Origin of the sequence: Hugenholtzia roseola DSM 9546, from assembly GCF_000422585.1 — a bacterium.
Lineage (GTDB): Bacteria > Bacteroidota > Bacteroidia > Cytophagales > Bernardetiaceae > Hugenholtzia > Hugenholtzia roseola.
Genome location: NZ_KE383890.1, coordinates 49,415 through 58,852, shown reverse-complemented (window position 1 = coordinate 58,852; position 9,438 = coordinate 49,415). Strand labels below are relative to the sequence as shown.

At 40.7% G+C, this 9,438-nt stretch carries 10 protein-coding genes; all 10 read left to right on the top strand.

Features of this window, described 5'->3' with window-relative positions; translation table 11 throughout:
* Positions 1 to 473, top strand: a 473-nt coding sequence (locus tag G500_RS26125) for a hypothetical protein (protein WP_027004003.1), incomplete at its 5' end; no start/stop codon positions are given.
* Positions 474 to 638: 165 nt separating this feature from the next.
* Complete coding sequence (locus G500_RS0121265) at positions 639 to 1,217, top strand: Crp/Fnr family transcriptional regulator (protein WP_027004002.1); 579 nt, start codon at positions 639 to 641, stop codon at positions 1,215 to 1,217.
* Positions 1,218 to 1,282: 65 nt separating this feature from the next.
* Positions 1,283 to 1,864, top strand: coding sequence for an NAD(P)H-dependent oxidoreductase (locus tag G500_RS0121260; protein WP_027004001.1), 582 nt, complete (start codon positions 1,283 to 1,285; stop codon positions 1,862 to 1,864).
* Positions 1,865 to 1,919: 55 nt separating this feature from the next.
* Entirely contained in the window at positions 1,920 to 2,084 is a 165-nt protein-coding gene (locus G500_RS25895; protein WP_154657274.1) for a hypothetical protein, read from the top strand.
* A 28-nt stretch (positions 2,085 to 2,112) separates the two neighbouring features.
* Entirely contained in the window at positions 2,113 to 4,011 is a 1,899-nt protein-coding gene (locus G500_RS0121250) for an amidophosphoribosyltransferase (protein WP_027004000.1), read from the top strand.
* Between the two features lie 101 nt (positions 4,012 to 4,112).
* Positions 4,113 to 4,895 carry a thymidylate synthase gene (locus G500_RS0121245; protein WP_027003999.1) on the top strand — a complete coding sequence of 261 codons (783 nt, stop codon included), beginning with the start codon at positions 4,113 to 4,115 and terminating at the stop codon, positions 4,893 to 4,895.
* 72 nt (positions 4,896 to 4,967) lie between these two features.
* Positions 4,968 to 5,765, top strand: coding sequence for a cysteine hydrolase family protein (locus G500_RS0121240; RefSeq protein ID WP_027003998.1), 798 nt, complete (start codon positions 4,968 to 4,970; stop codon positions 5,763 to 5,765).
* A gap of 449 nt (positions 5,766 to 6,214) precedes the next feature.
* Positions 6,215 to 7,345 (top strand): alanine dehydrogenase, encoded by a 1,131-nt coding sequence (gene ald / locus G500_RS0121230; RefSeq protein WP_027003996.1) that lies wholly within the window; start codon positions 6,215 to 6,217, stop codon positions 7,343 to 7,345.
* Positions 7,346 to 7,438: 93 nt separating this feature from the next.
* Positions 7,439 to 7,651: a hypothetical protein gene (locus tag G500_RS0121225; protein ID WP_027003995.1), complete on the top strand. Its 213-nt coding sequence runs from the start codon at positions 7,439 to 7,441 to the stop codon at positions 7,649 to 7,651.
* Between the two features lie 119 nt (positions 7,652 to 7,770).
* Positions 7,771 to 9,135, top strand: coding sequence for a PAS domain-containing protein (locus G500_RS0121220; protein WP_027003994.1), 1,365 nt, complete (start codon positions 7,771 to 7,773; stop codon positions 9,133 to 9,135).
* Positions 9,136 to 9,438 lie beyond the last annotated feature (303 nt).

Below are 9,438 nucleotides of genomic sequence, written 5' to 3'. Positions count from 1 at the left end.
TGCACCAAAACGACATTTTAGAACCTACTATTTTACAAAGGCAGAATTTTAAAGTAGAAAAAGTAGCAGACCTATTTCCAAAATATTATATTTTAAAAATCAATAATTTTAATGATATAGCCAAAAATACACTCGACGAATGGATTTATTTTCTCAAAAATAGTGAGGTAAAAGATACTTTTAAGGCAAAAGGTTTGGATAAAGCAAAGGAAAAGTTACGCTATGAAAGTCTTACAGATGAAGAAAAAAAGATGTATAATCGCTCTGTGGAAAATCGCCGAATAGAAATGAGTGTCGCCTACACAAAAGAGTTGGAACTCAAACATAAGGAATGGGAAGCCAAGCAAGAGGAAAAAACTGAAATTGCGCGGAATTTGATTTTGGCAGGTTCAGCAGATGATTTTATCTCTAAAATAACAGGTTTAACGATTAAACAAGTAGAGCAACTGCGTAATGAAACAAAGAAAAACTGATTACAACATTATGTTTGCGAACTGAAAGTCGGCGAAGCTAAAATGTGGCAGATGCGCTAAATTTGGGCTTTTTTGCGTTCTATAACCAAAAGGCAAACTCCCAATTTTGGGACTTGCTTTTTATTTTTTTGTATCTTTACAAAACAAACAAAAAATAATAAAAATATGAAAACAGAAAGTGTTAAGCAATATTTGAAATCTTACAAAGTATTGACAGACAAAGAGATAGATGATTTTATTCAGCTATTGACCTATAAAGTTTTAAAAAAAGCAGACTATTTTATGAAAGAGGGAGAAACTTGCAAGCAAGTAGCCTTTGTCTTGTCGGGAAGTTTTCGTTCCTATTATATTTCCGATAAAGACGAAGAAATTACTTATTGCATTACATTTCCAAATAGTTTAATGACAGCTTATTCCTCTTTCCTAACAGCAGAGCCAACACAAGAAAACATACAGGCAATAACAGAGGCGGAGCTACTAATCGTTCAAAAAGAAAAATTTGAAGCGTTAGCCCAAAAAAGTACGAATTGGCTCAACTTTTTGAAAATAATAGCAGAGCAGCAATATATCGAATTAGAAAAAAGAATATTTCAACTGCAAAAAAGTGAAGCAGCAAAACGGTACGAAAATTTGATGAAAAATCAGCCCGCTTATTTTCAAAAAATACCCTTACAATATTTAGCTTCTTATTTGGGTATTTCGCAGAGGCATTTGAGCAGAATCAGAAAGGAGCATACTTTTTAGACATTTGTCCTATCGCGGCAAACTATTCTGTTCTAATTTTGCCACTCAAACCTAAAACTTGAAAAATGGCAAAAAAAATATTGCTTATCAATGGACACCCCAATAAAGATAGTTTCAACTTTGCCCTTGCAGAAGCCTACAAAAATGGAGCGTTGGCAAGTCGGGCAGAGGTAAAGGAAATCGTCGTTTCAGATTTAAAATTTAGTCCAAATCTTGAATTTGGCTACCAGAAAAGAACTACCTTAGAGCCAGACCTTTTGGAGTCTTGGGAAAAAATCAAATGGGCAGACCATTTGGTTTGGATTCACCCCGTTTGGTGGGGTGGGCTTCCTGCTATCCTCAAAGGCTTTATCGATAGGCTTTTCCTGCCGGGTTTTGCCTTTCAATACAGAGAAAATTCGATATTTTGGGATAAGTTATTGAAGGGAAAAACTGCGCGTATCATCACGACACTCGACCAGCCAAGTTGGTACTATTGGCTCGTTTATGGCAGACCCAGCGTGAATCAATTGAAAAAAACAACGCTGCAATTTTGTGGAGTCAGTCCTGTTAGGGTTTCCTATTTTGGAATTGTCAAAAATTCAAAAGATAGCACAAGACAAGAATGGATTGCCAAAGTAGAGAAAATGGGCAGACAGCAAAAATAAAAGCACCGCTTCGAGGCTTATTTGGCGTTTAAGTAGGTACTTAAAAAGCCAAAATATGTGCTATTTTCTGATTAAAAACGGAATAAAATTTGGTTTAAGTCAGTTTTCAAACGAAGGACAGGGCAGTGTTGCCTTGTCCTTAATAGCACTGTGGCAAGCGTCAGACTTAGCCTTTCAGTTGGCTTTTTCGGAAATAGAAGGTATCTTTGCGCTTGCTTAAAGAAGTTCTTTACATTTTCCACAACCTTATGAGCGACGCTATCAAACACGAGTGCGGCATTGCCTTTATTCGTTTGCGAAAACCCTTGGGGTATTTCATTGAAAAATATGGCACGCCCGCCTACGGCATCAATAAGATGTTTTTGCTGATGGAAAAGCAGCACAATCGAGGGCAAGACGGGGCAGGGTTAGCGAGCATCAAACTCGGACTTGGGCAGGGCTTGAACTACATAGACCGCCTGCGTTCTATCAACGACCAACCCATTACACACATCTTTAAAAAAGTAGGTGAAAAGTTTAATGCCGCTCAAAAAGCAGGAGGCGACCGCTACCTAAGCCAAAAGTGGGTCAAGGAAAATGTGCCTTTTGCGGGCGAACTCTTGTTGGGACATTTGCGCTATGCAACCTTCGGAAAGAGCGACATCAGTGCCTGCCACCCCTTTCTTAGGAGTAGTAATTGGCGAAGTCGCAACCTACTGATGGCAGGCAATTTCAATCTGACCAATGCACAGGAACTTTTTGGGCGATTAGTAGAATTAGGGCAATACCCTTGGGAAAAAGGCGACACCATTACGGTCATGGAAAAAATCGGACACTTTTTAGACTTAGAAAATGAGCGTTTGATAACCCAATACAAAAACGCCTTTCCCGATGTTTCCAAACAAGAAATTATAGAAAAGATAGAGAAAGAAATTGATTGGCAGGGATTATTAGAAAGAGCCTGCCGCGATTTCGACGGAGGTTATGCTATGGTCGGCATGACAGGCAACGGCGATGCCTTTGTAGTGCGCGACCCCTCTTGTATCCGCCCTGCCTACTACTACGCCGACGAGGAAGTGGTAGTGGTTGCCTCTGAAAAACCTGCCATCAAGACGACTTTCAATGTGGAATATACCGACATTCGCGAGTTGGGAGGTGGCAACGCGCTCTTGGTCTTATCCGACGGCAGCGTTACGGAAGTTCCTTTTGCGCCGCCGATGCCAAAAAAATCGTGTAGCTTCGAGCGCATCTATTTTTCGCGTGGTACAGACCCCGAAATTTACAATGAGCGCAAAAACTTAGGGCGTTTGCTTTGTCCGCAGGTCTTGGAAGCGATAGAATACGATTTAGAAAATACAATTTTTTCTTATATTCCTAATACTGCCGAAACTTCTTTTTTGGGTTTGGTAAAAGGCATGGAGGCTTTTTTGATAGAAAAGCGCACCCAAACGCTCAAAGAAACCGAACTTTCGGAAGAGCAAATTCGCAAGATTTTAAGTTTTCGTCCGCGTGTAGAAAAGTTGGTGCTGAAAGATACCAAGATGCGCACTTTTATCACCGAAGACCAGCAGCGCGACGATTTAGTGGCGCACGTCTATGACACTACTTATGAAATTGTACGAAAAGGCGTGGATACGTTGGTGGTCATCGACGATTCTATCGTCAGAGGCACGACTTTGGAGAAAAGCATCTTGAAGATGTTGGACAGGCTTTCGCCTAAACGCATTGTCATTGTGTCTTCCGCGCCCCAGATTCGCTTTCCCGATTGTTATGGAATTGATATGTCTTTGCAGGAGGAATTTATCGTTTTCCGCGCTCTTTTAGAACTTTTACGTGAAACCCATCAGCTCTACAAATTGGAAGAGGTCTATGAAAAATGTCAGGCTTCGATGGAATTGCCCATCGAGCAGGTAGAAAATCACGTCAAGGAATTGTACCAACTCTTTGATTATGAGCAGATTTCGGATAAGATTGCGCAAATGATTTCGAAAAATATCAAAGCCGAAGTCAAGATTATTTACCAAACGGTAGAAAATCTGCACAAAGCCTGCCCCAATCATACAGGCGACTGGTACTTTACAGGCGACTACCCCACAGCAGGGGGGCATCGCGTTGCCAATCGCGCCTTTATGAACTTTATGGAGGGTAAAAAAGAACGCGCCTACTAAATTCGCATCTATTCAATTTTAGTACAATCTTAGTACAAATATGATTTCCGTAGCGAGGGGTTTGCAAACCCTTCGCTTATTTAATATACCTATTTTTTTATATGCAAAACTATCACACTCTAATCCAGACCATTTTAGAAAGTGGAACGGACAAAGCCGACCGCACAGGCGTTGGCACAAAGTCAATTTTTGGCTATCATTTGCGATACGATTTGAGCAAAGGCTTTCCCCTGCTTACAACCAAAAAAACGCACTTCAAAAGCATTGCCATCGAGCTACTTTGGTTTCTTCGGGGCGAAAGTAACATCAAATTTCTCAAAGAAAACGGCGTAACTATTTGGGACGAATGGGCAGACGAAAAAGGCGAATTAGGTAGGATTTATGGCGTGCAGTGGCGCGAATGGGGCTTAAAAATTGACCAAATTAAAGACTTAGTAAAGGGTCTAAAAAACAACCCTGATAGCCGTAGGCACATTGTTTCGGCGTGGAATGTTTCAGAGATAAACGAAATGGCTTTGCCCCCCTGCCACATTCTTTTTCAGTGCTATGTAGCCAACGGCAAACTTTCGCTTTCTATGTACCAAAGAAGTTGCGACGTATTCTTAGGATTGCCTTTTAATATTGCAAGCTACGCGCTTCTTACGCACATGTTGGCGCATGTTTGTGGCTTGCAAGTTGGAGAGTTAATAATCAATATTGGAGATGCCCATTTGTACCAAAATCATATTGAGCAGGCTAAATTATTGCTTACACGCACCGAATTTCCCCTGCCTACGATTGAATTAGACCCCAGCATAACGGATATTGATGCTTTCAAATATGAGCATTTCACCCTAAAAAACTACCAAGCGCACCCTGCTATTAAGGCAGATATTGCGGTTTAGGTAGGATTTTGAGTGGAAATTTGTATTTTTGTAAAAAGTCTGATAAGTTCAACCCCAAATTATTGCTTCCAGATGAATGATACTTTTAACCATTTGCTTTTTGTCATAGATGCGCAATACGATTTTTGTCATCAAAAGGGTGCTTTGTATGTGCAGGGAGCGCAGGCGGATATGGAGCGTTTGGCAATTTTTATAGAAAAAAACGGTTCGCACCTCGACCATATTATCGCAACCCTCGATACGCACCATATACACGACATCGCACACCCCGATTTTTGGGAAGATGCGCAAGGCAATCCCCCCGCTCCCTTTACGCCTATTTCGGCGGCAGAGGTAGAAGCAGGGAAATGGAAGCCGCGCTTCGAACCCGAAAAAACCTTGCGCTACCTGCAAGATTTGGAAGCACAGGGCGAATTTCCGCATTTTATCTGGACGCGGCATTGCATAGTTGGTACAAAGGGCGCAGCCTTAGAAGATACTTTTGCAACCGCCCTACAAAAATGGGCAAAAGAGCAGCGGAAAAATTTTCAGACCGTAGAAAAAGGACTATATCCTTTTAGCGAACACTTTGGCGTATTTCAGGCGCAAATACCCGACCCCGAAGTACCCTATACACAGACCAATTTTGCCCTCCTACAAACTTTGGCACAATACCAAACGATATGGATAGCAGGACAAGCCAAATCGCATTGTGTGGCTACAAGTTTGAAGCAAATCTTGGATTTTGCCCCTCACTTGGCAGAGCGATTGGTAGTCTTAGAAGACTGCATGTCTGACGTTGCAGGCTTAGGACACTTGGGAAAACCTATCTATGAACGCGCCAAAAAAATGGGTGTTAGGTTTGCTAAGGCTACTGAATTGGTTTTGTAAATGATTAACATTAAACTATTTGTCAATGTAGGGACAAGGCATGCCTTGTCCGAAGTTGGATTGAAATAAAGTGGTGGGTTCTCAAAATAGGCTTTACACCCAATTTTATTTTGTGCAAAATCTGACAATACTTTGACCATACAAGGATTTTCATAGAAATTAAGATTACTCCCTTTTCTTGTCTCCAAATTTTATTCGGCTACAATAAAAACATATTTTAAGGCACTTTAAGAGAAAAAAAAGAAAAAAAATTTCGCTTTTAGGCTTTTTTCTGCGTTTTTTGCAAAAAAAAGCCTTTGCGCTTCTATAATATTTGGCGTTAGTTAGGATAGGCATTTGGCGAAATGAAAAAAAAATAGGATTTTTGGCAAAAAGAAGACAAGGACAGCGCAAAGTTCCTTTTCTGGTTTCCCATTCATTCAAACACAACGTTTTATCCCACCCAAGATATGATTATTGGCGTTCCAAAAGAAATCAAGACCGATGAGAATCGCGTGGCTCTTACTCCTGCGGGAGCAGCCGAATTAGTAGCCCATGGGCATACCGTTTATGTAGAAAAGGAGGCAGGTTTTGGCAGCGGTTTTCCCGACGAGGAATACGTGCGCACAGGAGCTAAAATCCTCAATACGGCGAAAGAAATTTATGACATCGCCGAGATGATTGTCAAAGTAAAAGAGCCGATAGAGCCTGAATATAAGCTCATTCGTGAAAACCAACTGGTCTTTACCTACTTCCACTTTGCCTCTTATCAGCCCCTTACAGAGGCAATGATAGACTCTAAGGCAGTTTGTCTTGCGTATGAAACAGTGGAAAAAGCCGACCGTTCCCTACCACTTTTAGTGCCTATGTCGGAGGTAGCAGGGCGCATGTCGGTGCAGCAAGGCGCAAAATATTTGGAGAAACCCATCAAAGGGCGCGGTATCCTTTTGGGCGGAGTGCCGGGTGTCAAGCCTGCCAACGTCCTTATCTTGGGAGGCGGTATCGTTGGTACGCAGGCAGCGAAAATGGCAGCAGGCTTAGGCGCGAATGTAACCATCATGGACGTAAGTTTGCCTCGCTTGCGCTACTTAGACGACATCATGGCAGCTAACGTAACAACCTTAATGTCAAATCGTTACAACATTGCGCAAGCTGTTACGCAGTCTGATTTGATTATCGGCGCAGTTTTGATTCCGGGTGCAAAAGCTCCTCATCTTATCACGCGCGACATGCTCAAAACGATGCGCCCCGGTACGGTTGTCGTCGATGTGGCAGTAGACCAAGGCGGTTGTATCGAAACCTGCAAGCCTACGACGCACAGCAACCCAACTTATATCATCGACGACGTGGTGCATTATTGCGTGGCGAATATGCCCGGTGCAGTACCCTACACTTCCACTGTGGCACTTACCAATGCAACACTTCCGTATATGCTTCAATTAGCTAATAAGGGTTGGGAACGCGCTTGCGCCGAAAATAAAGAATTGCTCTTAGGCTTAAATGTGGTCAAGGGCAAAGTCGTTTATCAGGGAGTCGCAGAGGCATTCGACCTACCCTACACGCCTGTTTCAGAGGTCTTGAATACGGCGGCTTTGGCATAATCTCAAAATTATTCTCTTTTTACCCAAATATTTAGTCAAAAGCTTAGTCAAAACTTTGATAAGATAATTATCAAAGTTTTGACTATTTATACCATGAAATCTAACCCCAAACATAAGACAGCACTCCTGATTTGGATAGCCGTCTATCCCAGCATTACAGTTCTTTCTTGGTTATTAGAAGATATTTTAGTTTTATTGCCTATTTATTTACGCACACTTTTATTGACGCTTATTTTAGTCCCGCTTGTTGTTTATCTACTTTTACCCTTGCTCACGCGCTTGTTACAAAAATGGCTTAATACTTGAAAAAATAAGATTTTTTTCGTTTTTGTTTAACTTTTTTTTATTTTTCACGCTTTCAAAACCCTATAATCTTCAATATTTTCTAACTTTGCAATATCTTAACGTACCCAAATCGTATTTGTATGGATTTTGCAGCTTTCGTTCCTGATTACCTCAAAGATTCGAACCTCTATTCGGTAGTAGTTACAGATTTAGATGGAAATTACGTTTTTGTTAATAATTTTTTTAAAAAACGATTTTCTTTTCTACAATCTTCTTTTATTGGCGAATCTTCTCTAACAGCAATTTATGAGGAAGACCATTTGCGTTGTAGGGAAACGGTGGCACTATGTTTTCAAAATCCCGACAAAACTATTCGCGTGCGTTTGCGCAAACCCGACACAACGCCCGACGATTTTTATTGGACAGAATGGGAATTTAGTGTCTTAAAAGATGAAAATCGGCAGCCTTTGGGGGTGATGTGTATCGGTTATGACCTGACGGAAACAGAGCGAGCCAGCCGTTTGGCACAAGAATTTGCACAAAGAGTTGAAACAATTATAGAAAGAATTACAGATGGTTTTTTTGTAATTGATAGAAATTGGAAATTTATTAAGATTAACCAAATCGCTGCTGAGGTCTTATGCACAGATAAAAGTGCCATCATCGGCAAATCTTTTTGGGACTTCTACCCTGATACTGAGGCGTATCGCTACCCTCAAAAATTTAGGGAGGCGATGAATGAAAACAAAGCCGTTTATTTTGAGGATTTTCGCCCCGACATACAGCAGTGGTATAGTGCCGCCGCTTATCCTTCGGAGGAAGGGCTTACGATTTTTTTTCGCAACATCACACAGGAGCGGGAGGCGCGAGCAAGGTTAGAAGATTCAGAGAAAAAACTACAAGCCTTATTCAATAGCAGTCGTGAAAGTCATGTCTTGGTTTCGCCTCTTGGTATAATATTGAGCTTTAATAAAGTAGCCGAAAAAATTGCGTATTCTTTTTTTAAAAAAGAACTGAAAGAAGGAATAAATATCAAGGAGGTGCTACCCCCTAATAGCATTGAGACTTATGAGCGTATTTTACCTCAAACCTTAGCAGGAAAAACAACGACAATACAACTTATTAGACATTTAGAGGATATTCCTGTCTGGTTTGAGGTTACTTATCGTCCTGTTTATGATAAAAAAAATCAAATTTTAGGCATCAGTATCAATACACTTAATATTGATGAGAAAAAACGTGCCGAAGAAAAGATAAAAAAACAAAATGAAATTTTAAAACAAATTGCTTGGGAACAATCTCACAAGGTAAGGCAGCCTTTGGCGAGCATTATGGGGCTTGTTGGTTTATTGACCGAATCAGGCACGTCTTTTTCAGGCGACGAGCAGACCTATTTGCGCCACCTTCAAGAGGCTGCCGAACAATTAGACCAAATCATTCATAGTATCGTATCCAAAACAGAAGGTATGGATATAAAACCACCTTCTATTAGAAGAAAGTTATAGATTTTAAAATAAATTTAAGTTTTTTATATAAATATTGTCTTCAAAAAGAGTAAATATTCAAAATATATCGAAAGTGGCACTATCGAGTGCTGCCTCTTTCAAACTTATTGCTCTTTTTTCGTATCTTTGTAAAAAACAAAAGACCATGAGTAAAAGACTAATCCGTTTCGACTGGGCAGTAAAAAAACTCCTTCACAACAAGGCTAACTTTGTTGTGTTGGAAGGTTTCTTGTCTGAACTGCTCTTTGAGGACATCAAAATTGAAAAGATTTTGGAAAGCGAAGGCAATCAGGAAACCGAACA

Excerpts from the sequence above, each read along its gene's own strand:
- G500_RS0121225 (WP_027003995.1), top strand. The coding sequence starts at position 7,439 with ATGAAATCTAACCCCAAACATAAGACAGCACTCCTGATTTGGATAGCC.
- G500_RS0121250 (WP_027004000.1), top strand. The coding sequence starts at position 2,113 with ATGAGCGACGCTATCAAACACGAGTGCGGCATTGCCTTTATTCGTTTG.
- G500_RS0121245 (WP_027003999.1), top strand. The coding sequence starts at position 4,113 with ATGCAAAACTATCACACTCTAATCCAGACCATTTTAGAAAGTGGAACG.
- G500_RS0121240 (WP_027003998.1), top strand. The coding sequence starts at position 4,968 with ATGAATGATACTTTTAACCATTTGCTTTTTGTCATAGATGCGCAATAC.
- ald (WP_027003996.1), top strand. The coding sequence starts at position 6,215 with ATGATTATTGGCGTTCCAAAAGAAATCAAGACCGATGAGAATCGCGTG.
- G500_RS0121265 (WP_027004002.1), top strand. The coding sequence starts at position 639 with ATGAAAACAGAAAGTGTTAAGCAATATTTGAAATCTTACAAAGTATTG.
- G500_RS25895 (WP_154657274.1), top strand. The coding sequence starts at position 1,920 with ATGTGCTATTTTCTGATTAAAAACGGAATAAAATTTGGTTTAAGTCAG.
- G500_RS0121220 (WP_027003994.1), top strand. The coding sequence starts at position 7,771 with ATGGATTTTGCAGCTTTCGTTCCTGATTACCTCAAAGATTCGAACCTC.
- G500_RS0121260 (WP_027004001.1), top strand. The coding sequence starts at position 1,283 with ATGGCAAAAAAAATATTGCTTATCAATGGACACCCCAATAAAGATAGT.